26 protein-coding genes are annotated in these 25,041 nt (G+C 54.1%); 11 read left to right on the top strand and 15 right to left on the bottom strand.

Features of this window, described 5'->3' with window-relative positions:
* Positions 1 to 166: 166 nt before the first annotated feature.
* The 5 genes from EH164_RS03255 to budA form a co-directional block, all read right to left on the bottom strand.
* Positions 167 to 1,711: an MFS transporter gene (locus EH164_RS03255; RefSeq protein ID WP_124971241.1), complete on the bottom strand. Its 1,545-nt coding sequence runs from the start codon at positions 1,709 to 1,711 to the stop codon at positions 167 to 169.
* 426 nt (positions 1,712 to 2,137) lie between these two features.
* Entirely contained in the window at positions 2,138 to 2,374 is a 237-nt protein-coding gene (locus EH164_RS03250; protein ID WP_124967272.1) for a hypothetical protein, read from the bottom strand.
* Positions 2,375 to 2,468: 94 nt separating this feature from the next.
* On the bottom strand, positions 2,469 to 3,239 hold the full coding sequence (locus tag EH164_RS03245; RefSeq protein ID WP_076769211.1) for a (S)-acetoin forming diacetyl reductase: 771 nt from the start codon (positions 3,237 to 3,239) through the stop codon (positions 2,469 to 2,471).
* 16 nt (positions 3,240 to 3,255) lie between these two features.
* Positions 3,256 to 4,935, bottom strand: a complete 1,680-nt coding sequence (alsS, locus tag EH164_RS03240) for an acetolactate synthase AlsS (RefSeq protein WP_124967271.1) — start codon at positions 4,933 to 4,935, stop codon at positions 3,256 to 3,258.
* A 20-nt stretch (positions 4,936 to 4,955) separates the two neighbouring features.
* The gene (budA, locus tag EH164_RS03235; RefSeq protein WP_124971238.1) at positions 4,956 to 5,735 is read right to left on the bottom strand and encodes an acetolactate decarboxylase; all 780 of its coding nucleotides are present in this window, start codon (positions 5,733 to 5,735) and stop codon (positions 4,956 to 4,958) included.
* 107 nt (positions 5,736 to 5,842) lie between these two features.
* Here budA and EH164_RS03230 point away from each other — a divergent pair, with 107 nt between their 5' ends.
* On the top strand, positions 5,843 to 6,715 hold the full coding sequence (locus EH164_RS03230; protein ID WP_023480780.1) for a LysR family transcriptional regulator: 873 nt from the start codon (positions 5,843 to 5,845) through the stop codon (positions 6,713 to 6,715).
* A gap of 28 nt (positions 6,716 to 6,743) precedes the next feature.
* On the opposite strand, the gene EH164_RS03225 is transcribed toward EH164_RS03230, so the two are convergent.
* The 4 genes from EH164_RS03225 to EH164_RS03210 form a co-directional block, all read right to left on the bottom strand.
* On the bottom strand, positions 6,744 to 7,100 hold the full coding sequence (locus EH164_RS03225) for a DUF1971 domain-containing protein (protein WP_124967270.1): 357 nt from the start codon (positions 7,098 to 7,100) through the stop codon (positions 6,744 to 6,746).
* A gap of 13 nt (positions 7,101 to 7,113) precedes the next feature.
* Positions 7,114 to 7,452: a DUF1869 domain-containing protein gene (locus tag EH164_RS03220; RefSeq protein WP_124967269.1), complete on the bottom strand. Its 339-nt coding sequence runs from the start codon at positions 7,450 to 7,452 to the stop codon at positions 7,114 to 7,116.
* 10 nt (positions 7,453 to 7,462) lie between these two features.
* Positions 7,463 to 7,795 (bottom strand): DUF1971 domain-containing protein, encoded by a 333-nt coding sequence (locus EH164_RS03215; protein WP_124967268.1) that lies wholly within the window; start codon positions 7,793 to 7,795, stop codon positions 7,463 to 7,465.
* Positions 7,796 to 8,074: 279 nt separating this feature from the next.
* Positions 8,075 to 9,151: a pectinesterase family protein gene (locus tag EH164_RS03210; protein WP_124967267.1), complete on the bottom strand. Its 1,077-nt coding sequence runs from the start codon at positions 9,149 to 9,151 to the stop codon at positions 8,075 to 8,077.
* Positions 9,152 to 9,679: 528 nt separating this feature from the next.
* Here EH164_RS03210 and EH164_RS03205 point away from each other — a divergent pair.
* A complete protein-coding gene (locus tag EH164_RS03205; protein ID WP_124967266.1) occupies positions 9,680 to 9,907 on the top strand; it encodes a hypothetical protein in 228 nt (75 codons plus the stop codon).
* A 302-nt stretch (positions 9,908 to 10,209) separates the two neighbouring features.
* A complete protein-coding gene (locus EH164_RS03200) occupies positions 10,210 to 12,399 on the top strand; it encodes a TonB-dependent siderophore receptor (RefSeq protein ID WP_124967265.1) in 2,190 nt (729 codons plus the stop codon).
* 165 nt (positions 12,400 to 12,564) lie between these two features.
* On the opposite strand, the gene EH164_RS03195 is transcribed toward EH164_RS03200, so the two are convergent.
* The gene (locus EH164_RS03195; RefSeq protein WP_124967264.1) at positions 12,565 to 13,035 is read right to left on the bottom strand and encodes a hypothetical protein; all 471 of its coding nucleotides are present in this window, start codon (positions 13,033 to 13,035) and stop codon (positions 12,565 to 12,567) included.
* A gap of 397 nt (positions 13,036 to 13,432) precedes the next feature.
* Between EH164_RS03195 and yghU the strand changes: the two genes are divergently transcribed.
* Together yghU and fucR are read left to right on the top strand one after the other, a co-directional pair.
* Positions 13,433 to 14,296 (top strand): glutathione-dependent disulfide-bond oxidoreductase, encoded by an 864-nt coding sequence (gene yghU / locus EH164_RS03190; RefSeq protein WP_124967263.1) that lies wholly within the window; start codon positions 13,433 to 13,435, stop codon positions 14,294 to 14,296.
* A 7-nt stretch (positions 14,297 to 14,303) separates the two neighbouring features.
* A complete protein-coding gene (gene fucR, locus EH164_RS03185) occupies positions 14,304 to 15,002 on the top strand; it encodes an L-fucose operon activator (protein ID WP_124971235.1) in 699 nt (232 codons plus the stop codon).
* Between the two features lie 17 nt (positions 15,003 to 15,019).
* Here the strand turns inward: fucR and EH164_RS03180 are convergent, their stop codons facing one another.
* Entirely contained in the window at positions 15,020 to 16,669 is a 1,650-nt protein-coding gene (locus EH164_RS03180) for a methyl-accepting chemotaxis protein (protein ID WP_124967262.1), read from the bottom strand.
* A 791-nt stretch (positions 16,670 to 17,460) separates the two neighbouring features.
* Here EH164_RS03180 and EH164_RS03175 point away from each other — a divergent pair.
* Positions 17,461 to 18,501, top strand: coding sequence for an aldo/keto reductase (locus tag EH164_RS03175; RefSeq protein WP_124967261.1), 1,041 nt, complete (start codon positions 17,461 to 17,463; stop codon positions 18,499 to 18,501).
* An 84-nt stretch (positions 18,502 to 18,585) separates the two neighbouring features.
* On the opposite strand, the gene EH164_RS03170 is transcribed toward EH164_RS03175, so the two are convergent.
* Positions 18,586 to 19,080 (bottom strand): TIGR00645 family protein, encoded by a 495-nt coding sequence (locus EH164_RS03170; protein WP_124967260.1) that lies wholly within the window; start codon positions 19,078 to 19,080, stop codon positions 18,586 to 18,588.
* Positions 19,081 to 19,166: 86 nt separating this feature from the next.
* On the bottom strand, positions 19,167 to 19,673 hold the full coding sequence (locus EH164_RS03165) for an ESA_00282 family adhesion-associated protein (RefSeq protein WP_124967259.1): 507 nt from the start codon (positions 19,671 to 19,673) through the stop codon (positions 19,167 to 19,169).
* A gap of 103 nt (positions 19,674 to 19,776) precedes the next feature.
* Between EH164_RS03165 and EH164_RS03160 the strand changes: the two genes are divergently transcribed.
* The 3 genes from EH164_RS03160 to EH164_RS03150 all read left to right on the top strand — a co-directional run bounded on the left by EH164_RS03160 (position 19,777) and on the right by EH164_RS03150 (position 21,602).
* Positions 19,777 to 20,181, top strand: coding sequence for a hypothetical protein (locus EH164_RS03160; RefSeq protein ID WP_124967258.1), 405 nt, complete (start codon positions 19,777 to 19,779; stop codon positions 20,179 to 20,181).
* Entirely contained in the window at positions 20,174 to 20,638 is a 465-nt protein-coding gene (locus tag EH164_RS03155; RefSeq protein ID WP_124967257.1) for a cytoplasmic protein, read from the top strand. The genes EH164_RS03160 and EH164_RS03155 overlap by 8 nt, the downstream gene beginning before the upstream one ends.
* 67 nt (positions 20,639 to 20,705) lie before the next feature.
* The gene (locus tag EH164_RS03150) at positions 20,706 to 21,602 is read left to right on the top strand and encodes an SDR family oxidoreductase (RefSeq protein WP_023480848.1); all 897 of its coding nucleotides are present in this window, start codon (positions 20,706 to 20,708) and stop codon (positions 21,600 to 21,602) included.
* 53 nt (positions 21,603 to 21,655) lie between these two features.
* Here EH164_RS03150 and exbD read toward each other — a convergent pair whose 3' ends face one another.
* Positions 21,656 to 22,081 carry a TonB system transport protein ExbD gene (gene exbD / locus EH164_RS03145; RefSeq protein ID WP_042718016.1) on the bottom strand — a complete coding sequence of 142 codons (426 nt, stop codon included), beginning with the start codon at positions 22,079 to 22,081 and terminating at the stop codon, positions 21,656 to 21,658.
* A 6-nt stretch (positions 22,082 to 22,087) separates the two neighbouring features.
* On the bottom strand, positions 22,088 to 22,819 hold the full coding sequence (gene exbB / locus EH164_RS03140) for a tol-pal system-associated acyl-CoA thioesterase (RefSeq protein WP_124967256.1): 732 nt from the start codon (positions 22,817 to 22,819) through the stop codon (positions 22,088 to 22,090).
* 240 nt (positions 22,820 to 23,059) lie between these two features.
* On the opposite strand from exbB, the gene metC reads away from it, so the two are divergent.
* Together metC and EH164_RS03130 are read left to right on the top strand one after the other, a co-directional pair.
* Entirely contained in the window at positions 23,060 to 24,247 is a 1,188-nt protein-coding gene (gene metC, locus EH164_RS03135; RefSeq protein ID WP_124967255.1) for a cystathionine beta-lyase, read from the top strand.
* Between the two features lie 117 nt (positions 24,248 to 24,364).
* Entirely contained in the window at positions 24,365 to 25,024 is a 660-nt protein-coding gene (locus tag EH164_RS03130) for a DedA family protein (RefSeq protein ID WP_124967254.1), read from the top strand.
* Positions 25,025 to 25,041: the final 17 nt, after the last annotated feature.

Genomic DNA, 25,041 nt, shown 5'->3' with positions numbered 1-25,041 from the left:
TGTGATCGCTCTCTAATAATATTAAGAAGTTATTAACTATTCGTTATAGGAGGCGAAACAATAATATTCTTCCCTTAGTGCTTTTAGGATTAAACTATTTAATTTCATCGGGAACGGAAAATAAAAAAGGCCACGCTGGCGAGCATGGCCTTTATGAGCAGTAACGTTAGCTCAGCGAGGAGGTGGGTGTAGCAGATTTTAAGGCGGGTTGCGGCACGTCGCTCCACAGGGAGTCATAAGCGTGGCCGGTGAGATCCTCAACGATATGGCGCGCTTGTGGCGTCACGCTCTGTTTCAGGCCGCCCGCCTTCAGGCGATCGAGCTCTTCGACAAAGATGCGGTGCGTGCGCTTATTCAGATGGAAGGTCAACGCCTGCCATAGCGCCACCAGCAGCAGGCCAACGGTGCCGACAAATAGCAGCATCACGATGGTATTTATCGCTTCCTGCGGCTGCACCTGGCTGCCTTTGACGAAACCGCCGCTTTGCAGCAGCAGCCCCACCGCAAAGGTGGCGATGGCGACCGTGGTTTTGCGTGAGAAGGTCATTACCGCGGCGAACAGCCCTTCACGGCGCTGGCGCGTCACCATCTCGTCGATATCCGGAATAAACGGGAAGACGTTCCACGGCGTGAACTCCAGCACGCAGCGCCCTACCTGATAGACCCCGGCGAGGATCACCAGCATCAGCACTTTGTGCTCGGTGGGGAATTGATAGACCAGGAAGAAGCCCGCCAGGCAGATCATCATCAGGCTATAGGCGAAAACGTAGAGGCGCGAAGGGCCAAATTTGATGATCGCCACCCCTGCCGCCAGCGTTACCGGCAGGCCGACAATGCTCATCGACAGCAGCGTGCCCGCTAGCGACGACGAGACATTCAGGCAGTAAACGCAGAAGAAAACGAACACCGTGTTGTAGACATCTTTCGCGGTAAAGGAGAAGAGGTAGATTGCCAAATGTTTACGAAAGGCGCGGATCTTGAGCGTAGAGGCATAATCTTTAAACAGCGCGCCAATGCCGGAGAGCGTCTGCGCCATGCTGCGCGTCTGCGCTGCTTTCTCCATCTCGACCAGCATTTCGGGTGTTAATTCTCGCTCCCAGGTGACGCGCCAGGAGATAAAGACGCAGACCATAAACAGCACCGCGAAGACAATACCGTTGATGAGATACGCATCGGCATTCTTCTCGCCCAGCCAGCCGATCAGCAAGCCCGGAATAAAGGTGGCGAGAAAGGTGCCGGACGCGGAAAGAAACATGCGGCAGGTCGAGAGCTTAGTGCGATCGTTAAAATCTTTCGTCATCTCTGATGGCAGCGTCTCCCAGGGGATCAGCACCATTGCAGCGATGATTTCAAAGGCGAGGTAGACGGCGAGATAGAACCAGAAGTTCATGCCGTTGAGCCAGAGCAGGATATAGACCAGCATCAGCGGCGCGCCGATCAACAGAAAGAAGCGGCGACGGCCAAACTTTTTGCCTAACGCGTTTTTATAGAAATGGTCGGTAAAGCTGCCCATAAAAAGGCTGACGATGGCGTCGACAATGCGGGCAATGGCGACAATTGAGGCGGCTTCCAGCGGAGAGAGGCCGACAAACGTGGTGTAGTAGAAGAGCAGCCAGGCACCGATGACCGTAAAGGCGCCGCCGCCCATAATGTCCGTCATGCCGTAGCCAATGCTGACAGGAATCGTGACTTTACGCTGTTTACGACTCATCATCGCCTCCCGCATTTTGCTTACTGTTTTTAGTTTTCAGAGACATATAAACCCCATTTAAGGATTATCGCGTTAAACGCTGGCCGCTTTTTCGCACAGCCAGGTGGTGACGCATGCTTCACAGCATCCACGTTATCTCTGCTAACGATTTCAAGTCTACTACCATACAAGATGAGGTGATGAAATTGTGAGCTTCGCCATAAGCCGCGCAAAATAAGGCGTAGAAGGGATTAAAAAGTAAAAAAATGCGAGGCAGCGCTAAGTTTATTGCGCCTGAGGTGCATGAGCAGCGAACAATGCAGAAAAAGCGGGGCTTATATGTTCATCATTGAAGAAACGGAGAAAGCCCGCTGGCTTGCAGACGGGCGGCATGTTAGCGCGCACAGTTCATTCCAGTAGCTGTAGCGCATAACGAGGTGGAAGCGCTCACTTTTCATCGTAAATCCACATTGAGGGGTGGTAGTCGAGACCGTAGAGCAGGCCAAAGGGGATCAGCAGCGCGACATGTCGCCCGGAATCAAACTCCCCCTCCTCTACCGGCACACTCAGCGGTGGGGCGAGGCGTGAAAGCCATTGTTGCAGCCGTTGTTTCATCAGCACGTTCTCCAGCAGAGGGTTGATGCTGTCAGTAAAACGCACTTTGCTGAGCAACCAAAACGACAATTTCTTCGCTCGTTTACCGAAAAACGCAAAAGGCGCGGGCAAAAAAAAGCCCCTGCGCGAAGGCAGAGGCAAGGCCATGTCCGAGCCGTAAAACTTAGTTAAAGACCATACCGCCATCAATCAGCAGCGATTGCCCGGTCATATAGTCAGAATCCGGGCCTGCGAGATAGGAGACGCACGCGGCGACATCTTCCGGCTCTGACAGGCGACCAAGCGTAATGCGTTTCGCAAACTCTTCGGTGCCGTAACCGATCGGTTTACCCGCTGCTTCAGAGACCTGACGGTCAATCTCGGCCCACATTGGGGTTTTGACAATCCCCGGGCAGAAGCCGTTAACGGTAATGCCCAGCGGAGCCAGATCGCGTGCGGCGGTCTGGGTTAAGCCGCGGACTGCGAATTTACTTGAGCTGTAGACCGCCAGTTCCGGGTTGCCGACGTGACCAGCCTGCGAACAGGCGTTGATGATTTTGCCGCCGTGTTTTTCCGCTTTGAAGGCCTGAATCGCCGCCTGCATGCCCCAAATCACGCCTTTGACGTTGATGTTATAGACCTTATCGATCACCTCTTCGGTGATGGACTCAATCGGCGTGGAGGGCGCAACCCCGGCGTTGTTGACGATCACGTCAAAGCCGTTCAGTTTTTTGCGCGTCTCTTCAACGGCGGCAAACACCTGCTCGCGGTTGGAAACGTCGACGGTGACGGCAATCGCGCTGCCGTTGCTGGCGTTGATCTCCTCGGCCACCGCTTTTGCGGTCTCGCTGTTATAGTCGGCAACGGCAATGGCAAAACCATCTTTTGCCAGACGCAGGGCGATTGCGCGGCCAATACCCTGACCGGCACCGGTAACAAATGCGACTTTTTTCATAACGACTCCTTAGTTTTTACAGAATCTGGCTGAGGTGCAGCTGGCCCATCAACAGCGGGTTATCGCTGTAGTCGACCGGAATGGCGACCACCGCCGGGCCTTGTGTGTCCATCGCTGCACGCAGCGTCGGCTCAAGCGCGGCGGTGCTTTCGACGGCAAACCCTTTCGCGCCGAAAGATTCGGCATAGGCTTTAAAGTCGACGGGGCCGAAGTTGACCCCGGAGAGGCGCTGATATTTTTTCTCTTCCTGAATCGCCACCATGTTGTAGGCGTTATCCACCCAGATGATGTGCAGGATATTGGCGCCCAGACGCACAGCGGTTTCCAGCTCCATACTGGATTGTAAAAAACCGCCGTCGCCGGAGACGGAGACCACTTTGCGCCCCGGATTGACCAGCCATGCGCCAATCGCCCACGGCAGGGCAACGCCCATTGTCTGCTGACCGTTGGAGATCATCACCTGGCGCGCGCGGAAGCTATAGAGATAGCGGGCAATCCAGATATGGAAGCTGCCCATATCCACCGTCAGGGTGACGTCGTTATTCACGATATCCTGCATCGCGCGGACAATGCGCAGCGGGTGAATGGCAAACTGATTAAGCTGCGCGCCTTTACGGCTGAGCAGTTCACGCTGGTTGCGACGGTCGATCAGGATCTCCGACGCGCGCGGCGAGAGCACCAGCGGTTCGGCAATCTTGTGTGCCAGCTTATCGAGCGTGCTGGCGATATCGCCAATCAACTCAACGCTCGGCGAGTAGTTGCGCTCTTCATACGCGGGCAGCACATCAATATGTACCAGCTTCGCATCGCCGGTGTTCCACATTGCCGGCTCATACTCCACCGGGCTGTAGCCGATACAGATAACCAGATCCGCCAGGTGCAGCAGTCGGTCACCCGCCTGGTTATTGAACAGGCCTACGCGTCCGGCAAAGCGGGTAAAGTGCTCCTGATTAACCGCGCCCGCCGCCTGGTAGGTGCTGGTCACCGGAATATGGGTTTTCTCCAGCAGATGATGCAGCGCGGCGATATTCTCTTCCCGACTGGCCATCAGGCCGAGCAGGAAGATGGGGTTTTTCGCCCCGGCAATCAGCTTCGCTACCTCATCAATCATTTTGTCGGGCGCGGAACCGAGCTGTGGCACGGCGTTAGAGGGCAGAATATTGCCGCTGGCAGGCTGGTCAGAGATATCCTGCGGAATGCTGACAAACGCGCTTCCCGGGCGGCCCTGTTCGGCGGCGCGGAAGGCGTTCGAAACCACTTCGGAGATGGCATCCGGAGAGGAGATCTCAACAGAATATTTGGTCACCGGCTGGAACATGGCGACTGTGTCCATGCTCTGGTGAACCAGCTTGGCTTTATCGGCGCGTTTCACCGCCCCGCCGAGGGCAACCACCGGATCGCCTTCGCTGTTAGCAGTCGCCATGCCGGTGATCAGGTTGGAGCAGCCAGGACCCGAGGTCACCAGCGCTACGCCAGCTTTGCCAGTGATACGCCCGACCGCTGCCGCCATAAACGCGGCGTTCGCTTCGTGGCGTACCGGAATAAGTTCAATCGAGGAATCGAGAAGAGAATCAAACACTTTATCGATTTTCGCGCCAGGGATGCCGAAGACATGTTTGACACCCTGCGCTTCCAGTTGCCCCACCACCATGTCGGCACCGTGGGCCCACATCTGGGTATGGCGTTCGTTGCTCATACACTACTCCTTTACATCACTTAGTTCTCAACCGAACGGATGGCGGCGTCCAGGTTATCCGGGTGCAGATCCGCTTTCAGGAAGGCTTCATCGGCAGGGAGATCGATCATCAATTGATGGATTTCACCAAAGGTCAGCGTGCCGTGATCCAACTGGTAGTCGAGGAGATGACCGCCACCGTGGCGATCGTCGGTAATAAAATGTTCGTGGTAGCCCGCCACATTGATCCCCTGCATATGCTGCGGGGTGCGGAAACCGACCAGCACGCCGTCGCGGCCGTTAAAACGGAAGACCGGCTGATCGTCGAGCACATCGGTCATGGCGCGATAGGGCGGCGTCTGGCGCGGCACGGTGCGGGTGTGCGCATGGCGAAAATGGCCGTCGATGCGCAGAGCGCAAAAGAGGTTGTCGGACGGGATCTGCCGATCAATCACCTCATGCAGCGCCTGGCGGCTAATGGGCTCCTCAAACACGTGCCGGTATTGCGGTTTAAACCAGGTCATCACCGCAAAGGGGGTTTTCTGCTCCGGCTTCGCGGCGCGGGCACTGCCATCGGAACGTAATTGGTACACTTCGCTATTGAAGGCAATTAATTCGCCATCAAGCTCATTAAATGTACCCAGACCAAAATCACCATGATTAAGTAGATCCTTAATCGTGGTATTTCCTTCATAAACTCCGCTAAGTAGCGCACTCATTAGCGATGTTTGATATATCACGCCGTTTGGCTTGCTTTCAGAAAAAGCACGAATTGTGTTTCGTAGATTTCCTTCGCAAGAACAATCAGTTGCGTTACCCATCATCTTTTCCCCCACTGTAGAGACGATTAGAAAAGCTGATTAAATATTGACTCGTTTCAGCGGGGGATTCCAATATAGAAAACATGAGGGTTTAAGATGTTTTAGATATGGAACTTCGTTATTTACGTTATTTTGTCGCCGTTGCCCAGACGCAACACTTCACGCGCGCAGCCGAAATGCTCGGTATGTCGCAGCCGCCATTAAGCCAACAGATCCGTCGCCTTGAGCAGGAAGTGGGCACCCCGCTGTTCCATCGCCTGACGCGCGGCGTCACGCTCACCGAGGCTGGCGAGGCCTTCTATGAAGACGCCTGCCATATCCTCGCCATGAGCGATGCGGCGCTGGAAAAAGCGAAGGGCATCGCCCGGGGGATTAATGGCAAGCTCAACCTTGGCGTGACCAGCTCCAACGCTTTCCATACCCACTTCTTCTCGGTGCTGCGCCAGTTTCAGCGTGACTACCCGAAGGTGGCGCTCTATCAGAAAGAGGACAATATGGCGACGCTGATCCACGGCCTGGATGAGGGGCTGATTGACGTGGCGTTCGTGCGTCTGCCCTGCGAAAGCAGCAAAACCTTTAGCCTGAAGCTGGTGGACGAGGAGCCGATGCTAATTGCGCTGCACCGCACGCATCCGCTGTCGGCGAAGGCGGATATCGCGCTCAGCGAATTGCAGAACACGCCGCTGATTATCTTTCCGCAAGCGGTGTCGCCGGGGCTGTATGAGCTGATCTACAACGCCTGCCTGCGTGCCGGTGTGGAGATGGATAACGCCCATCAGGCCTCGCAGTTCTCTTCATCTTTGAGCATGGTGGCGGCCGGTTTTGGCTTTGCCATCATTCCGCAGTCGATGGCCTGCTTTGGGCATCCGATGGTGACGTTTCATTCGGTGGCGGGAAACACATTGAAAACCGATGTGGCGCTGGCGTGGCGCAAGTTCGAGCGCTCACCGGCGGTCAGGCGGTTTATCGATCACTTTTAAGCGCCCGAGGGGATTGGGCGCTAAGCGGTTAACGGCGGTGGGTATTGACCACCTGACCGATGCCTTTGCCATCAAGCGCGGCATCAGGATCGGCGAAAAAATCGAGGTTGAAGTAAGTGTCATCGGTCAACAGTTCAACCCGGTGCCAGTACTCCGGCGGGCTGATGCCAAACTGCCCCGCTTCGATCACCACTTCCCGCTCAGGAGTGGTGTCATGCTCGCTGGCAAAACCGAGGTATTTCACCGCGCCCTGCATCACCGACAGGCGGCCATAAACCCCTTTTTTGGTGTTATGGTGCGTCAGAAGCGCCTGCGGCACCGTCTCTTTCGTCCAGAAGGGCGTCGAGCGGGTATGGCGAAAATGGAGTGGAATAAGCTGCGTCATCGTTAGCCTCCGGTTACCAGCCGCACACGTTGGTCTCTTCATCCGATTCGTAGCCGCGGACGATATTAATCAGATCTTTTACCGCATCAGCGGCAATAAGGGGATCGGTCAGCTCGCTGAGGCGGGTAAAATCTTTATCGACCGAGACGCCATTATTATTATTGGTGACGGTCAGCGTATATTCCCCGCCATTATCAGCAGGCAGATTTAATTTCGAGACCAGTTCAGAAACGGCCTGGTTCGCAATATCAGGAAGATAGAGCGACATCGGCTTTAAATAAACTTTCTGCTCAGCTTTACCGCTTTCCCGATGGGAAACGGAGAGTGAATAACCTCTGTTTTCTGTATCCATAATTGCTACCTCAACCTTCAATCAGAATTTTGGGATCAACATAGAAATCGACGCTGAACACCGTATCGTCACTGAGCGCCTCAATGTTGTGCCATTTTTCAGGCGGGAAGACGCCGAACTCACCGGCGTGAATGGTCAGGGTTTCCACCGGCTGCGGGCTGGTCTCATCGGCATAACCGTAATAGCGGATCGCGCCGCGCTGCACGCTTAAACGCGGGTAGACGCCCTGACGCGTACCGGCGTCAAGATGGCGTTTCCAGATGGAGGCCGGTGCTGTTTCTTTCGTCCAGAAAGGGGTGGTGCGGGTGTGGACATAATTCGCGGGTATGGCAATGCGTTGCATATTTCGTCCTCTTTTTATCTCAGCAACTGTTGTCGCCGGGAGGGGGAAAAGCATATATTGCATAGCATATACCTGTTATAAAAAATATCGACTATTTTTTATAAATGTTATTTAAAGTTGATGAGAAAAATCTCCACAAACCTATTTCGTGCTACTTTTTATACTCCGAAAGGATAATTTTTATAAAAAACAAAAACGCGATAAGAAATCATCATTAGCAAATGAAATTTTTTATTCGGCAAGGCTAAATAAAAGCCCCCGAAACGGGGGCAACGTCGCTTATTGCAGAAGGGTGCTCTCCCAGCCGTCGAAGATCGCCGCCACGTTATACTGCGCGGCGTCCGCCTCGCTGAGCTGATAGCGCTCACCGCCCTGCCCGGCGCCTGGCCCACGGTTACTGGCCTCATAAAAACGGCTGTCCTGCGGGTAAAACCAAATTTTGTCCCCGTTCTTATCTTTGCCGGACATCTTGTCCCAGCCGTAGATATGGTCATCAATCTCGCTATTGATAATCGCCGCCAGGCCAATGGCGTTGGGATCGGCATAGCGCCCGTCGCTAAACTGGGTGGTCGGGTGCCACGGGCGGCCCAGCGCAAAGCTTTTCGCCGGCACGCCCGGCTCTTTGCTCAACTTACTGTTGATAATAAACAGGCCAAACCGCTCCCCGGCCTGGGTGGCAGGCGCGGTGAGATAACCGTACGGCGGCGCGGTGTCATCACGGTTGCGGGCAATGATTTCGCAGCGATCGAACACTGCGATGCCGGGGCCGAAGATAAAATCGACGTGGCCGCTGATGGCGCAGTCGGTGAAGTAGCTGCGGCTGCCCTGCTTGCTGTAAAAAGTATCCTGATAACCCTCAAGGCGAATATGACGAAAGCGCGCTCTGTCTGCCCCTTCCGCCACCATCAGCGCCACCGCCTGGGTATCTTTCAGCTTCTGCGCATCGCCTTCCGGCAGCGCGGCGTTGGCAGGAAAATCAAAAGTATTGCGAATGGTGAGGTTCTCCAGCGTTACGCCGCTGGCGCGGATCTCTACCGTGCTGGTGCGCCCGGTGCCGAGCTTCTGCCCCTGCTCATCGAGCGCACCTGCGGGAGTATTGGCCTCAATCACCGTGCCCGCCGTCGACTCCCCGATCAGCGTGACGGGCTTCTCAATCACCAGCCGCTCTTGCCAGCGCCCCTCTTTAATCAGAATGCGCCACGGCGTGCCGCTCTGCGGTGCGGCGTCCAGCGCCTGGCCGATCGTGGAAAATTCACCAGACTTCGGTGTGGGCGATACCACGGCGTTCCACTCGGCCGCCTGCGCGCTGGCGCTCAGGCAGACCAGCAGCAGTGCGGAGCAGTGCAGGGTTTTCATTGTTCTCTCCTTGGTTTTTGGACACGGCAGCTCATGCAGCAGGGCGCAGATCTGCCAGATATGACGCTTTGCCAGCGCTGCGCGCCGGTTGAATCGGGATCTGCTACTGGCAAATAGCGGCCTCTGTCCAAAGTCAGTAAGGAGAGTCGGCTTAACGGGCTGTAATGCTGTTATTTTTTTACACCAGCATAGGTCAGTAAAAAGCTATTGCGCATTTTAAAACGCTGTTTTGAGATCAAACTCAAACTTATCGACCGCATTGCTTAAACGAGAATCAAAACTATTATCACGATAAAAAAGAGAATTTATTCCTGTGCGGATAGGTTGTTTCTTAATGCAGTTATATATGGCAGCAGGTTGATTAATTGGCTAAAAAGACCTTAAATCAGAAGAAGATATTTTAACTGGCCTCAGGTGTGCTTTTCTGGCAACCTTTGCTTTCTTTTGAGTGGGTAAAAAATTACCATCGCCCGACGTGGTTTCAATATTTGAACGCGGACTCAACCTGCAACGGTAAGTAAAATAATCATGAAAAATAAAAAGATAGACACAATGGCCCGCGTCGCTATGCGCATCAGGGGCTTATCAGTAAAGGAAAAGCGTCTTCGCTACCAGGATAAGATGTACACCTTTAAATATGTTTCCGGACATTACGAAGTCTTTTTGGACGGAGAAAAAGTTGACACCTTCGCCACGGAAAACATCAACCAGGCGATTGCGGATTTTAAAGAAAAAAATAACAAAAACAGGCGCTGATAAACCTGAAAATACCCTTTTCTGCCCCGCGTTTACTCCTGTAATTAAATCTTAGAGAACACATAATACCGCGCGACATTACCGCTCGCGCCGGTCTTTTCTCGCCCTTCATTAATTTTCACAAGAAACAACCTCTTAAAATTGGTAGCTAAATCACAAACTTAGGAATATTTTTTTTACACAAGCTGTTTACATGGTAACGATAATTCATATCATCTTGATAATTACTCTCAACTTGAGAGCGGTGTTTACCGCGACCGGTCAAGGTCGTCTTCACCTGCATAATCAGGAACGTTATAAGAATGAAAAATCGTTACCTTTGGGCTATTAACCCCTGTTTGTTGATGATGTTATCCGCGCAGGCCGCAGCACAAGACGCAAAAGAGGAGACGCTGGTGGTGGCCGCCAGCCGCGCTAATCACAGCGTCGCCGATATGGCGCAAACCACCTGGGTCATTGAGCAGGCTGAAATTGAACAGCAGGTTCAGGGTGGTAAAGAGTTAAAAGAGGTGCTGGCACAGCTTATTCCGGGGATGGATGTCAGCAGCCAGGGGCGCACCAACTACGGCATGAATATGCGCGGGCGCTCAATGATGGTGATGGTTGACGGCGTGCGCCTCAACTCATCGCGCACCGACAGCCGCCAGCTTGATTCGATCGATCCCTTTAATATCGCGCGCATTGAGATTATCTCCGGCGCGACCTCGCTCTATGGCGGCGGCAGCACCGGCGGCCTGATCAATATCGTTACCAAAAAGGGGCAGCCGGAGACGGAAGTGGAGTTCCAGACCGGCACCAAAAGCGGCTTTAACAGCCATAACGATCACGACGACAATGTTGCGGCTTCGGTCAGCGGCGGGAATGATAAGGCCTCCGGTCGACTGTCGGTTGCTTATCAGCGCTACGGCGGCTGGTATGACGGCAAAGGCGATGAGGTGATCATCGATAACACCCAGACCGGCCTGCAATACTCTGACCGGCTGGACGTGATGGGCACCGGCACGCTCAATATCGATGAGCACCAGCAACTGCAACTCACCACTCAGTACTATAAAAGCGAGTCTGACGGCAAACATGGCCTCTTCTTAGGCGAAAACTTCTCGGCAGTCACCGGCTCCGCTACCGCCTACAACAAAGGCAATCTGGATGCCGACCGGATTCCGGGCACCGAGCGCCACCTGATCAATCTGCAATACTCGAACACCGATTTCTGGGGCCAGGATGTGGTGGCGCAGATCTACTACCGCGACGAGAGCCTGGCGTTTTACCCCTTCCCGACCCTCTCTAACGGACGGGTCAGCAGCATCGGCGCTTCGCAGCAGAAGACCGACTTTTATGGCGGCAAGCTGACCATCAACAGCAAACCGGTTGATGCCCTGACGCTGACCTGGGGGATCGATGCAGAACATGAAGCGTTCGACGCCAATCAGCAGTTTTTCAATCTGAACAGCGCCGCCGCCAGTGGCGGGATGCAGTTGGATAAAGCCTTCAAGGTTGAGCGCTATCCGGGCTACAGCATCACCAATATCGCGCCGTTCCTGCAAAGTAGCTATGACATTGACGCCATCACCCTGAGCGGCGGCGTGCGTTACCAGTACACCGAAAACCGCGTCGACGATTTTGTCGGTTACACGCAGCAGCAGGCGATTGCCAACGGCAGAGCTACCTCGGCAGACGCCGTGCCGGGCGGGAAAACGGATTACAACAATCTTCTGTTTAACGCTGGTATCCTCGGCCACCTGACCGACCGTCAGCAGCTGTGGTTCAACTTCTCGCAGGGCTTTGAGATCCCCGACCTGGCAAAATATTACGGTGCCGGTACCTATCAGTTGGTCGATGGTCACTACCGCCTGCTGAACAGCGTCAATGTGAACGATTCGAAGCTGGATGGCGTAAAAGTTAACGCCTACGAACTGGGCTGGCGCTACACCGGCGATAACCTGCGTACGCAAATTGCGGGCTACTACTCTCTCTCCGATAAAACCATCAACATCAATAAAAGCGATATGACTATCAATATTGATGATGATAAGCGCCGCATTTATGGCGTCGAAGGCCAGGTGGATTACTTCTTTACCGACAGCGAGTGGAGCACCGGGGCTAACTTTAACGCCATCAAATCCGAGACGCGGGTCAGCGGGAAGTGGGAGAAACTGACCGTTGACAGCGCCAGCCCGTCGAAAGTGAGCGCGTGGATCAACTGGGCGCCGGGCGACTGGACGCTGCGTTTGCAGAGCACGCAAAGCTTCGACCTCTCCGACGCCGCCGGTAAGCGCATCGATGGCTATAACACGGTTGATATGCTTGGCAGTTACGCCCTGCCGGTGGGCAAAGTGAGCTTCAGCGTGGAAAACTTGCTGGATGAGGAGTACACCACCGCCTGGGGTCAGCGTGCGCCGGGATTATATAGCCCAACCTATGGCGCGCCGGGGTTATATACCTACAAAGGACGTGGTCGGACATTTGGCGTAAATTATTCAGTTCTCTTCTGATATCTACTGCCGCCTGGTACACAGGCGGCAGTAATTCTCAGCCGAATGCCTGCTTATAATCAATCTTGCTTGCCTTACCTTAAGCCAAATAGAGTAATTGTTTTTGAGTTATTTCTTAATTAACTCACTGAGAATATAAAATATATTAATTAAAACGGCGAAGCGTTATTGCATATCCGTCGGGGTAGATTCGCCGGGTGCAATCTGTTGCGCCTGTTTTATTTTGCTCTGCTGAGCCGTTTTGTTGAGTGCCTCAAGCTCCTGGGCACGCGCTAACTGCTCCTGCGTTACTTTTCTCCCGGTAAAGGCATCAATCATTTCGGTTCGCCCATCGGGATATTTCACTACGCTTACCAGTCGACCGCCAAATTGCGGAATTCCGGACATCTCGAGCGCATAATCAATTTCTTGATTTTCCACCTTTTTCTTTTGGCGTACCGGCTCTTCGGCTTTTACCTCTTTGCTCTCTTTATGGCTCTCCGCTTTACTGGAAAGGGTCACTTTTATGCTCTCATCCTGATAGGTGTGAGCCTCTTTGACGTTCTCTGTAGAGGTGGTCATCGCCGCTTTATGGGTGGCGTGTTCGTGTGTGTTGGCAAGCGGAGGGCTTGCCTGAATAGCCTGAATTTCCTGCATAATTCTCTCCGCGTGTAGTTAACAGATAATGAGCTGATGACTCTTCCGGGATGAGTCGAAAAGAATATCCCTATAACGTTTATCGTCAGCCTGAGAAAACAAATTAATAAGAAATAATAGTAACAGTAGCTTAATTATAGAATTTTTAAAAATAAGAAAAGACTTATTTAATACAATAAGAATTTTACTTAAAGAGACGGAATAATAATGAATCCATTTTAAGTCAGTGCATTTAAATAAAACTTTTGTCGGCAACCAGCGAAAGATAGCGCGGCCGATAACCACAACAATGGCCACTCTTTTCCTCCCGGAATGTGTTGTATCCTCGCCAAAGGCGACTGCTACACTGCAAGGCATGTAGCCCGACAACATCAAACATCACAGAGAGGGAAACGCTATGTCAGACAACTATCAACTCCCGAAGGTGTGGACGTGGGATCAATCCGGCGGCGGCGCGTTTGCCAATATCAACCGCCCGGTTTCCGGTGCCACCCATGAAAAAGCGCTGCCGACGGGCAAACATCCGTTGCAGCTCTACTCCCTCGGTACGCCGAACGGCCAGAAAGTGACGATTATGCTGGAAGAGTTGCTGGCGAAAGGCGTCTCTGAAGCGGAGTATGACGCGTGGCTGATCCGTATCGGTGAAGGGGATCAATTCTCCAGCGGTTTCGTCGACGTCAACCCGAACTCGAAAATCCCGGCGCTGCGCGACCACAGCACCACCCCACCGACCCGCGTGTTTGAATCGGGCAATATCCTGCTCTATCTGGCAGAAAAATTTGGTCACTTCCTGCCGCGCGATCTCGCCGCGCGCACCGAAACGCTGAACTGGCTCTTCTGGCTGCAAGGCTCCGCGCCGTTCCTCGGCGGCGGCTTCGGGCACTTCTACAGCTATGCGCCGGTGAAGATTGAATACGCCATCAACCGCTTCACCATGGAAGCCAAGCGCCAGCTCGACGTGCTGGATAAACAGCTGGCGGAACATCAATTTGTCGCGGGCGATGAGTACACCATTGCCGATATGGCGATCTGGCCGTGGTACGGCAACGTGGTGCTGGGCAATGTCTACGATGCGGCGGAGTTCCTTGATGCGGGCAGCTACAAAAACGTCCAGCGCTGGGCGAAAGCGATCGCTGAACGCCCGGCAGTGAAGCGCGGCCGCATGGTTAACCGCACCTTCGGCCCGGCGAATGAGCAGCTGCATGAGCGCCACGACGCCAGCGATTTCGATACGCAAACCGAAGATAAACGCGGCGCATAAGGAAATGATCAAGACGGCGCGCCAGCAGGCGATTGTGCAGCTTCTGAAGAGCCAGCAGTCAATCACCACTGCCGCGCTCGCCGCTGAGCTTGCCGTCAGCGTGGAGACCATTCGCCGCGATCTCAACGCTCTGCAAATGCAGGGCAAAATCATTCGTCGGCATGGTCGCGCCAGAACGCTGGCGGACGGCAGCGAACCCTTTCGCGCCCGCTTAAAAAGCCACTATGCGGATAAAGCCGATATCGCCCGTCATGCGCTCAACTGGGTGGAAGCCGGGATGACGCTGGCGCTGGATGCCAGCTCAACCTGCTTTCACCTGGCGCGGCAGTTGCCGGATATTCCGCTGACGGTGTTTACCAACAGTTTGCCGGTGTGCGAAGTGATGGCCCGACGCCAGCATAGCGAGCTTATCTGCTCCGGCGGTCGGCTGGCGCGCGGTGAGCGCTGCTACGTCAATCCGGCGCTCGCCAGCCTGCTTAAATCGCTGGAGATCGATCTCTTTATCTTTTCCTGCGAGGGGATTGATGGCAACGGTGAGATGTGGGATTCCACACGGCATAACGCGGCGTTTAAAGCGGCACTGCTGCGCCGGGCGCAGCAGTCGCTGTTACTGATTGATAAAAGTAAATTTTACCGGGCCAGCGAAGCCAGCATCGGCAACCTTTCACTGGTAACGCAGATGATCACCGACGCGCCCCATCCCTGAGGCGCACGTTTGCAGAATCAGAACGCGACCCACTCATCGGACGATGCGCCGGGTTTGCGGGCACTGCCACGGCTCATGTCAGGTTTCACCAGTTTGGCTGCGGTGGGTTTATGCTCCTCTTCACCGGTCAGGCGGAACTTCTGCACAGAACGTTGCAGCTCTTCGGTCTGACGCTCCAGCGCAGCGGCGGCAGCCGACACCTGCTCAACCAACGAGGCGTTCTGCTGGGTAACGTTATCCATCTGCGTGATGGCAACGCCCACCTGCGAGATCCCTTTGCTCTGCTCGGCAGAGGCGGCGGCAATCTCTTTCATAATGGTGGTCACTTCACGCACGGCGCGCAGAATGCCTTCCATCGTGGTGCCGGTGTCGTTGACCAGCTGTGCCCCTTTCTCAACGCGCGAGACGGAGTCGGCGATCAGGGTTTCAATCTCTTTTGCCGCGCCCGCGCTGCGGCTGGCGAGGTTACGTACTTCGCCAGCCACCACCGCAAAACCACGGCCCTGCTCACCGGCACGCGCCGCTTCTACCGCCGCGTTAAGGGCGAGAATATTGGTCTGGAAAGCGATGCTGTTAATGACGGTAGTGATTTCGGCAATCTTCTTCGAACTGCCGGAGATACCGTCCATCGTGTTGATCACCTCTTTCACCAGCGCACCGCCTTTGCTGGCGGTGGCAGAAGCAACTTCCGCCAGCTCGCTCGCCTGGCTGGCGTTGTCGGCGTTCAGTTTCACCGTGGCGGTCAACTCCTCCATGCTGGCGGCGGTCTCTTCCAGCGCGGCGGCCTGCTCTTCGGTACGCGATGAGAGGTCATTATTGCCGGTGGAGATCTCCGTTGCGCCGCGCCAGATATTTTCGCTGCCGTGGCGGATGCTGCTTACCGCTTCGCGCAGGCTATCCTGCATTGCTAACAGCAGCGGGATCACCTGGCCGACGCAGTTACGCCCCATATCTTCCAGCGGCTGGCTGAGATCGCCCTGCGCCATCAGTTTGAAGTGCTCGCGAATACGGGTCAGCGGTTTGACCAGCATGGTCACCAGGTAGCGATCCGTAAACAGCAGGATCAGCAGGCCCAGCACAATCGCGATAATGATCGCCGCGCGGGTGGTGCTGGTCTGGTGATCGACCATCACGCGGGTTTCATCCAGCATCACGCCAGCGGCTTTGTTGAAACTCTCGGTCGCCACGCCAAAATTGCGGCTCAAACCAGGCGTAACATTATTGGCCTGCGCGCGATAAGCTTCCGGCGAGCCCTGCTGCGCCAGCTGCATCTGCGGGTTAACGCCCTGCTCCAGCAACGCCTGCCAGCCAGCGATCACCTCTTCAGAGACTTTCGGATCCATCGGCCCTGGCGAAACGGCCTTGAAGTCGGCAAGGCGTTTTGCCATGTTATCCAGTGCCTGTTGCGCGGGCGCCATGTCCGGCGTTCCCCCCGCCGCTTTGGCTTCCATCACGCGGCTGAGGCGCGTCACAAAGCGAAAGTATTGATCGTTGCCCTGGCTCAGAAGCGTCATTTGCGTCACCAGCTGGCGGTCGATTTCATTACCGTCGGCAACTTTTGACAAAGAAGAAACGCTATACAGACCGACGCCAGACCACAGCACGCTGAAGATCCCGAGGATCACCAGCAACACAGCGCGTATAGTGAAGTTACGAAGCATATTCATAATTTTAATCCTTGCGGTGAAGGTAGCCCCTCGCCTGTGGGCGAGAGTTATCACTTTTATCGGCACGCGTTTGGGAAGTTGTATGGTCGGTTTAAAATATTTATGTAAAAAATTAGCGGTGATTTTTTTATGGCTATCGCGAATGTAGTGACCAGAGAAATGGTTATTCTGCTAACATTCCGTTGCGCAACACCCATCCCCTCTCAAAAACGTTAACCCCATGATATTTAACGCTTAAAAATAACAATAAGATCATCTCCATTAATCCTTTGTTGTGTTGGTGCGAAAATAGCAAAGCCAACCTGGCAATATGAATCACCATAATTTAATAGCGGCCTTTAAGCGGCCATAATTTAATATCAAGGGCGAAATTTAATTTATTTCTGGCACCAGCAATAAAAATTTAAATATTAATAAAAAATAATTTATCACCAGGTTTTATAATTTTTCCCGCAACGATTTCCAGCCCGCTTACGGCGCACCAACCCAACAGCCATGCGCCCTGCCGTAGCGCGAACTCACTAACGTGCTGCTGCGTGCATTTTTGTTACGCCGGGTGCCATCGCTTTTTCTTATATTCCACGGTTTTTTATCAATGCTTCCCAGGAATTTTCGCAGATTTAAGCCATGCAGGAAGAGAATTAAGCGGGGATTTAAAATGCAGACGCAACATTATTTGTTACCTCTGTTTGGCTTCTACTCAGCGGCTCTTTTGCTGCCCGGCGATCGCACGTAAGATAGAAACGTTGTTTCAAAACCATCAGGCACCGCCAGATACGAGAGGAGAGATCATGCCCGGCTTCGCCAACCCTCAGCGTTATGAACAGATGCAGTATCGTTACTGCGGCAAGAGCGGTCTGCAACTGCCCGCCCTGTCGCTCGGTTTATGGCACAGTTTTGGTCACGTCAATGCACTCGATGCGCAGCGCGCGCTGCTGCGTAAAGCATTCGATCTGGGAATAACCCACTTCGATTTAGCCAATAACTATGGTCCGCCCGCCGGCAGCGCGGAGGAGAATTTTGGTCGCCTGCTGCGCGACGATTTTGCCCCCTACCGCGATGAACTGATTATCTCCACCAAAGCGGGCTACGATATGTGGCCTGGCCCGTATGGCTCCGGCGGCTCGCGCAAATATCTGCTCGCCAGCCTCGATCAGAGCCTGAAGCGTCTTGGCGTCGACTATGTCGATATCTTCTACTCACACCGCGTCGATGAGAGGACACCGATGGAGGAGACTGCCGCCGCGCTGGCGCAGGCGGTGCAGAGCGGCAAAGCGCTCTACGTCGGCATCTCCTCCTATTCGACAGAGCGTACGCAGCATATGGCCGCGCTACTGCGCGAGTGGAAAGTGCCGCTGCTTATCCATCAACCCTCCTACAACATCCTCAATCGCTGGGTCGATAACACCGGGCTTTTAGACGCGCTTGAGGAGAACGGCGTCGGCTGTATCGCCTTTACGCCGCTGGCGCAGGGATTGCTGACAGGCAAATATCTCAACGGTATTCCCGAAGGGTCGCGCATGCAGCGTGAAGGCAACAAGGTGCGTGGCCTGACGGAGAAGATGCTCACCGAAAGCAATCTCGCCAGCCTGCGTCTGCTTAATGAGATGGCCGAACGCCGTGGGCAGTCGATGGCGCAGATGGCGTTAAGCTGGCTGTTAAAAGATAGCCGTGTGACATCGGTCTTGATTGGAGCCAGCCGCCCGGAGCAGCTGGAGGAGAATGTGCAGGCGCTAAACAACCTGAGCTTCAGCGCCGATGAACTGGCGCAAATTGATAAGCATGTGGCTGACGGGGAGCTGAATCTGTGGCAGGCGTCGTCAGATAAATAAAAGTGACGTGCCGGAGGGCGCAGTTTGCCGGAGGGCGCTGCGCTTATCCGGCCTACAGTGAACCGGCACAAGTCCCACCAAAAATCAGTGTTTGCCGCGGGTAAGACGATCCAGATAGCCCATCACAAAGGCGGAGAGCACAAACGTCAGGTGGATAATCACGTACCACATCAGCTTGTTATCCGGGACATTCTTCGCATCCATAAAGACGCGTAGCAGGTGAATTGACGAAATGGCGACAATCGACGCCGCCACTTTGTTTTTTAACGATGTGGCATCCATTTTCCCCAACCAGCTCAGCTTCTCTTTGTGCGGGCCGATATCCAGCTGCGAAACAAAATTTTCATAGCCGGAGAACATCACCATCACCAGCAGACCGCCGACCAGCGTCATATCCACCAGCGAGAGCAGCGTGAGGATCAGATCCGCTTCTGCCAGCGAGAAGATGTTAGGGATAACGTGAATAATCTCCTGGAAGAATTTGATGGCCAGCGCCAGGAGAGCAAGAGAGAGGCCAAAGTAGACCGGGGCGAGCAACCAGCGCGAAGCGTACATTGCGTTTTCCAGAAAGCGTTCCATGTTCCGTAGTGTCTCGTCAGATAGCTAAACCGGCGCTCAGTATAGCCTGACACCGTCAGCCTTTTGCAACACTCCAACGGACTAAACTACACCTCGGCGGGGTCAACCCACGGACGCTGGTTTTCCGGCCAAATCAGCACCACCAGCGCCGGATAAGCTTCGGTGCTGAACTCATGGAAACACTGGCGCAGGTTGAGCACATCCAGATCGCTCGGTGAGACTTTTTCGCCATTGACGCAGCGTTTTTTAATGTTGTCGTAATACTTATACACCGCGGAATTGAGATCGCTGCAACGGCGTTGCGCTTCAAATAAACCCGGCGTGTTATTTATCTCCGCCATCTTCATGCGCTTAATCGTCGCTTGCAAAAAATCGATATATTCATGGTTAACGCGCCAGTACCACTCCGGGGTAATCGCGTTCATTAACGTCGAAAAATGATCTTCGCCCTCTTCTTTTGACAGCGGCGTTAACTGCGGTGCTTGCTCATTAATTTCACTAAGGGGAGTCTTTTTATTGTACTCATGCATCAATAATAAAACGCCGCCCGTTAGCAGCAATAAAGTAATAACAGAATACAAAATACTGTCCATCGGCAGACTCCTTTTTTTTGATTTTAAAATTGCCTCATGATATTGTCAACGAACCTCGCCCCTTAATATTCTCTCCCCTGTTAAATAGTAAAGGATAATAGAAATGCTTCCCGAGAACCTTGTCCCGGCGCGCTTTCATCTTTCTGCCGTTGAAACCGGGGCAGCACCAGAGGGAAAAGAGCCTGATTTTCCTCAGGATATTGGCCCACTTTCTGAGCATGCGCAAAATATATTAGCCAACGCCAGCCGCAGCGGCCAATCACGTAATATGCTGCTCGAAGAGCACGATCGCCATATTAAAGAGCGCTTATTCCGCGTCGTGAAAATTGAAACCTTTGCGCGTTTACTTAATGATTTGCAAGCCGAAGGTGAGATTGATGCTCAGACTCTGAGCAAAATAATTTCCGATAAGACGCAAACTATTAACGACGCTGGTAATGAGATTTGGCTTAATCTGATTACCCGCGAAAAAGATGCGCCAATCTTTTATAAACTTGGGGATGAATAACGTGGCTGAAATTGAAAATAATAACGTCTATATCAATTACAGCGAAAGCAAAAGCGACGAATTTATCTTAAAGCAAAATATCGATGCACTGGTGCAGAGTAAAAACGAGACGATTCAACGCATTGCCCAGGATTTAGTCTCTATCCCTGCCGCACTGGTGCGTTTGAAGTGGCAAAACCGCCGTGAAATCTACCCCTTACAGGTGAAAGAGGAGATTTACGGCGCAGCGATTTCCGCCATTATCGAACAGCACCCTGAGCTGCGCGAAAAGATCATGGGCCGGCTGGAGGCTAACTATCAGCACCTGGTCAGCCGCGAAAGCGCAACACTGCGCTGGAGCCGCAAACTGAGCGAGGGCGTATACCGCACCTCGACGGTGCAGAAGGTGGCGGTGAGTGAAAAGCCTGCCAAAGTGACCAGCAAGGGAAGCCACCCCACCGGATCAAGAAAATCCTGAATTTGTCTGCGAAGTCAGCGTGAACTTCTATCCTTAAGGTCTAAGCAACCGATATGGAGGATACTTAATGGCAACTGACCAGACAAAAATCCAGGATCCGACCACCCAGTACTACACCGGTGAATATCCTAAGCAGAAGCAGCCCTTCCCCGGCGTGCAGGCGAAAATGGAACCGGTTCCCGATTGCGGTGAGAAGAGCTATGTCGGCAGCGGGCGGCTGAAAGGTCGTAAAGCGTTAGTGACCGGCGGCGACTCCGGTATTGGTCGCGCAGCAGCGATCGCCTATGCCCGCGAAGGCGCGGATGTCGCTATCAACTATCTTCCTGCCGAAGAGGAAGATGCGCAGCAGGTGAAAGAGCAGATTGAAGCAGCCGGGCGCAAAGCCGTGCTGATCCCGGGCGATTTGAGCGATGAAGCCTTTGCCCGTTCCTTGCCGCACACAGCGAAAGAGCAGCTTGGCGGCCTGGATGTGCTGACGCTGGTGGCGGGTACGCAAACCGCGATTGAGGATATTGCAGACCTCAGCAGCGAGCAGTTTATCTATACCTATAAGGTCAACGTTTTCGCGCTCTTCTGGATCACCCAGGAGGCGATTCCGCTGATGCCGCGCGGGGGCAGCATTATTACTACCTCGTCGATTCAGGCTTATCAGCCAAGCACGCACCTGCTTGATTACGCCTCGACCAAAGCGGCTATTCTCAACTACACCCGTGGGCTGGCGAAACAGGTCGCTGAGAAAGGCATTCGCGTGAACAGTGTCGCGCCAGGGCCAATCTGGACCGCGCTGCAGATTTCCGGCGGTCAGCCGCAGGAGAAACTGCCGGAGTTCGGCCAGCAGACGCCGCTTAAACGCGCCGGTCAGCCAGCCGAGCTGGCACCTGTTTATGTCTATCTCGCAAGCCAGGAGTCGAGCTATGTCACCGCTGAGGTGCATGGCGTGACAGGTGGCGAGCACCTGAGTTAAGCAGGCATAAAAAAAGCTGGCTCCGGCCAGCTTTTTTTTATCTCGTTCGCGGGTTACTTCGCTTTCGCGACCTCTTCCCCTACCAGACCGATCTTCAGATAGCCCGCCTGGTGCAGGCTGTCCATCACTTTCATCATCGTCTCGTAATCGACGGTCTTATCAGCACGGAAGAAGATGGTGGTATCTTTTTTGCCTTCGGTCACCGCATTCAGCTGGTTGATCATCGTCTCTTCCGTCACCGGATCGTTGCCGATAAACATGCTGTTATCCGCCTTCACGGAGAGATAAATCGGTTTTTCCGGGCGCGGCTGCGGCTGGCTGGAAGAGGCAGGCAGATTGACCTTAACGTCAACGGTAGCAAGCGGCGCGGCCACCATAAAGATAATCAGCAGCACCAGCATCACGTCAATAAACGGCGTGACGTTAATTTCGTGCATTTCGCCGTTATCGTCGAGGTTTTCATTAAGACGCATTGCCATAGCCAATCAACCTACGCGTAATTTCTGGGTGGTACGAACCGGCTGCGCGTTGCTGGCGGCCAGATCCAGATCGCGGCTTTGCAGCAGCAGCACCTGCGCGGCAACATCGCCGAGGTTGGCTTTATAGTTACCGATCATGCGCGCAAAGATGTTGTAGATAACGACCGCCGGGATAGCGGCGACCAGGCCGATAGCCGTTGCCAGCAGCGCTTCGGCGATGCCCGGCGCAACAACCGCGAGGTTAGTGGTTTGCGTCTGCGCGATGCCGATAAAGCTGTTCATAATGCCCCAAACGGTACCAAACAGACCAATAAAAGGCGAAATCGCGCCGATAGTGGCGAGGAAACCATTGCCGCGGCCCATATGACGGCCCGTTGCCGCTACGCGACGCTCAAGGCGGAAACCGGTGCGCTCTTTAATGCCTTCGTTATCTTCGCTGCCTGCGGAGAGTTCCAGCTCGTTCTGCGCTTCGTTAATCAGCATCGCGCTCAGGCTGCGGGCGTGGAAGGTCGAGGCAATCTCAGTAGCCTGATCCAGCGAGCAGGCATCGGCCAACTGCTGCTGTTCACGCTTGAGACGGCGCTTTTGCCCGAGGATCTCAACGCTTTTACTGAAGAAAAGCGCCCAGGTGACGACTGACGCCAGAATCAGACCGATCATCACGATTTTCACCACGATATCGGCGTGCTGATACATACCCCATACGGAAAGATCCGTCTGCATCAAATTATTACCCACTCTGTTTCTCCGGGACGCAAATCACAAAAAACACTGCGCCATAATAGCAAAAAGTCGTCGAATTGATAGTAGTTCTCATTAGTATTTACATAGTGCACAACACAACCGGCTATTTCCTTGCGTTGACGCAGTAAACCGGCGCGTCTGCTGGTTTTATAGAAAAATTCACCGCCTCTGATGCATCATTTCGCAATCATGGTAGTCTGGACATCCAGACGTATAAAAACAGGTTGAGCAGACATGACGGCGAAACATCTTGATACCGCGCTGGTAAACGCCGGGCGGAGCAAAAAGTATACTCAGGGTTCGGTGAATACGGTGATTCAGCGCGCCTCTTCCCTGGTGTTCGAAACGGTGGAAGCGAAAAAGCACGCCACGCGCAACCGCGCCAACGGCGAGCTATTTTATGGACGGCGCGGGACGCTAACCCACTTCTCGCTGCAAGAGGCGATGTGTGAACTGGAAGGGGGTGCCGGTTGTGCGCTCTTCCCCTGCGGCGCGGCGGCGGTGGCAAACACCATCCTGGCCTTTGTCGAACAGGGCGATCATGTATTGATGACCAATACCGCCTACGAACCGACGCAAGATTTCAGCACCAAAATCCTCGCTAAACTGGGCGTTACCACCAGTTGGTTTGATCCAATGATTGGCTCAAGCATCGTGCAGCTGGTGCAACCCAATACCAGAGTGGTGTTCCTCGAATCGCCCGGCTCCATCACCATGGAAGTGCATGACGTTCCCGCCATCGTGCAGGCGGTGCGCAGCGTCGCGCCGGAGGCCATCATTATGATCGACAACACCTGGGCGGCGGGCGTGCTGTTTAAGGCGCTGGAGTTTGATATCGATATCTCGATTCAGGCGGGCACTAAATACCTGATTGGTCACTCCGATGCGATGGTTGGCACCGCCGTGGCAAACGCCCGCTGTTGGGAGCAGTTGCGGGAAAACGCCTATTTGATGGGGCAGATGCTGGATGCGGATACCGCCTATATGACCAGCCGCGGCCTGCGCACGCTGGGGGTGCGTTTACGCCAGCATCACGAAAGCAGCCTGAAGATCGCCGAGTGGCTGGCGGCGCATCCGCAGGTGGCGCAGGTCAATCATCCGGCGTTGCCGGGCAGTAAAGGGCATGAGTACTGGAAGCGGGATTTCAGCGGCAGCAGCGGCCTTTTCTCCTTTGTGCTCAACAAGCGTTTAAACGATGCAGAGTTGGCGAACTACCTCGATAACTTCTCGCTCTTCAGCATGGCCTATTCATGGGGCGGATTTGAATCGCTGATCCTCGCCAACCAGCCTGAGCACATCGCCGCTATTCGCCCGGAAGGCCGTGTCGACTTCGACGGCACGCTGATCCGATTGCACATTGGTTTAGAAAACGTTGATGATCTTATCGGTGATTTAGTGGCAGGCTTTCAGCGCATCGTGTAAACCATGATTAACGGGGCAAAAAGTAAGAATATTCTCCCTTTGTTGCGCCCCGGATCGAGGTCTTTTTGGCGAAGTGGAGTACAATAGCCTCCTCTACGCGGTTCCACAGGAAAGCCCATGGCTGTTATTCAAGATATTATTGCTGCGCTCTGGCATCACGACTTTGCTGCGCTGGCCGATCCGCACGTTGTCGGCGTTGTCTATCTCGTGATGTTTGCCACGCTCTTTTTAGAGAACGGCCTGCTTCCTGCCTCATTTTTACCGGGCGACAGCTTACTGCTGCTCGCCGGGGCGCTGATTGCGCGCGGCTGCATGGACTTTGTCTCAACGCTGCTGATCCTCACCTCAGCCGCCAGCCTTGGCTGCTGGCTGAGCTATGTTCAGGGTCGCTGGCTGGGCAATACGCGTGTCGTCAAAAGCTGGCTGTCACAGCTGCCGGTGAAGTATCACGAGCGCGCCACCTGCATGTTTGACCGTCACGGCCTGCTGGCGCTGCTGGCCGGGCGTTTTCTGGCCTTTATCCGCACCCTGTTGCCGACGATGGCCGGTATCTCCGGCTTGTCGAACCGCCGCTTTCAGCTCTTTAACTGGCTGAGCGCGCTGCTGTGGGTCGGCGTGGTGATCTCGCTCGGCTACGCGATTAGCATGATCCCATTTGTGAAGCGCCACGAAGATCAGGTGATGACCTTTTTAATGGTGCTGCCGCTGTTCCTGCTGGTGGTCGGCCTGATTGGTGCCGTCACCGTCGTGCTAAAGAAGAAGTTCAGCAACGCCTGAGCCACCGCCCTCTTCCA

This window comes from Kosakonia sp. CCTCC M2018092, assembly GCF_003864115.1.
Lineage (GTDB): Bacteria > Pseudomonadota > Gammaproteobacteria > Enterobacterales > Enterobacteriaceae > Kosakonia > Kosakonia cowanii.
The sequence above is the reverse complement of the archived record's forward strand: the minus strand, read 5'-3'. Positions and strand labels throughout refer to the sequence as shown.

Coding starts and splice junctions, on each gene's coding strand:
- EH164_RS03130 (WP_124967254.1), top strand. CDS start 24,365: ATGGCTGTTATTCAAGATATTATTGCTGCGCTCTGGCATCACGACTTT.
- alsS (WP_124967271.1), bottom strand. CDS start 4,935: ATGAGCAACGAACGCCATACCCAGATGTGGGCCCACGGTGCCGACATG.
- metC (WP_124967255.1), top strand. CDS start 23,060: ATGACGGCGAAACATCTTGATACCGCGCTGGTAAACGCCGGGCGGAGC.
- EH164_RS03195 (WP_124967264.1), bottom strand. CDS start 13,035: ATGCAGGAAATTCAGGCTATTCAGGCAAGCCCTCCGCTTGCCAACACA.
- exbD (WP_042718016.1), bottom strand. CDS start 22,081: ATGGCAATGCGTCTTAATGAAAACCTCGACGATAACGGCGAAATGCAC.
- EH164_RS03230 (WP_023480780.1), top strand. CDS start 5,843: ATGGAACTTCGTTATTTACGTTATTTTGTCGCCGTTGCCCAGACGCAA.
- EH164_RS03165 (WP_124967259.1), bottom strand. CDS start 19,673: ATGGACAGTATTTTGTATTCTGTTATTACTTTATTGCTGCTAACGGGC.
- EH164_RS03155 (WP_124967257.1), top strand. CDS start 20,174: ATGAATAACGTGGCTGAAATTGAAAATAATAACGTCTATATCAATTAC.
- EH164_RS03160 (WP_124967258.1), top strand. CDS start 19,777: ATGCTTCCCGAGAACCTTGTCCCGGCGCGCTTTCATCTTTCTGCCGTT.
- EH164_RS03205 (WP_124967266.1), top strand. CDS start 9,680: ATGAAAAATAAAAAGATAGACACAATGGCCCGCGTCGCTATGCGCATC.
- EH164_RS03180 (WP_124967262.1), bottom strand. CDS start 16,669: ATGAATATGCTTCGTAACTTCACTATACGCGCTGTGTTGCTGGTGATC.
- EH164_RS03225 (WP_124967270.1), bottom strand. CDS start 7,100: ATGACGCAGCTTATTCCACTCCATTTTCGCCATACCCGCTCGACGCCC.
- EH164_RS03220 (WP_124967269.1), bottom strand. CDS start 7,452: ATGGATACAGAAAACAGAGGTTATTCACTCTCCGTTTCCCATCGGGAA.
- EH164_RS03215 (WP_124967268.1), bottom strand. CDS start 7,795: ATGCAACGCATTGCCATACCCGCGAATTATGTCCACACCCGCACCACC.
- EH164_RS03170 (WP_124967260.1), bottom strand. CDS start 19,080: ATGGAACGCTTTCTGGAAAACGCAATGTACGCTTCGCGCTGGTTGCTC.
- EH164_RS03255 (WP_124971241.1), bottom strand. CDS start 1,711: ATGAGTCGTAAACAGCGTAAAGTCACGATTCCTGTCAGCATTGGCTAC.
- budA (WP_124971238.1), bottom strand. CDS start 5,735: ATGGGTAACGCAACTGATTGTTCTTGCGAAGGAAATCTACGAAACACA.
- EH164_RS03245 (WP_076769211.1), bottom strand. CDS start 3,239: ATGAAAAAAGTCGCATTTGTTACCGGTGCCGGTCAGGGTATTGGCCGC.
- EH164_RS03175 (WP_124967261.1), top strand. CDS start 17,461: ATGCCCGGCTTCGCCAACCCTCAGCGTTATGAACAGATGCAGTATCGT.
- EH164_RS03200 (WP_124967265.1), top strand. CDS start 10,210: ATGAAAAATCGTTACCTTTGGGCTATTAACCCCTGTTTGTTGATGATG.
- yghU (WP_124967263.1), top strand. CDS start 13,433: ATGTCAGACAACTATCAACTCCCGAAGGTGTGGACGTGGGATCAATCC.
- EH164_RS03210 (WP_124967267.1), bottom strand. CDS start 9,151: ATGAAAACCCTGCACTGCTCCGCACTGCTGCTGGTCTGCCTGAGCGCC.
- EH164_RS03150 (WP_023480848.1), top strand. CDS start 20,706: ATGGCAACTGACCAGACAAAAATCCAGGATCCGACCACCCAGTACTAC.